This is a genomic window from Xanthovirga aplysinae (assembly GCF_009711365.1).
GTDB classification, from domain to species: domain Bacteria; phylum Bacteroidota; class Bacteroidia; order Cytophagales; family Cyclobacteriaceae; genus Xanthovirga; species Xanthovirga aplysinae.
Genome location: NZ_SMMB01000041.1, coordinates 1 through 243 on the forward strand (window position 1 = coordinate 1; position 243 = coordinate 243).

At 35.8% G+C, this 243-nt stretch carries 1 protein-coding gene; it reads left to right on the forward strand.

Annotated elements, in window-relative coordinates; translation table 11 throughout:
• The coding region (locus tag E1171_RS22945) for a hypothetical protein (RefSeq protein WP_222931252.1) at positions 1 to 243 on the forward strand (243 nt) is incomplete at both ends.

The window sequence follows — 243 nt, forward strand, 5'->3', positions numbered from 1 at the left end:
TAGAATTTGGGTGAAAGTGGTTGATAATAGTGGGAATTCCTTTGAAAAAGGGTTTGATATCCTTGTTTTGGATATGAACGATCTTCCCGAAGATATACATTTCAGCAATAATTCTCTAGAGGAAAATAGTGAGGTGGGGACTGTGATTGGCTATTTTAGTGTGGATGATGAGGACACAAATGACCTACATACCTATAGTTTGGTAGCTAACGTAACATCAAATGATAACGACTATTTTCAAAT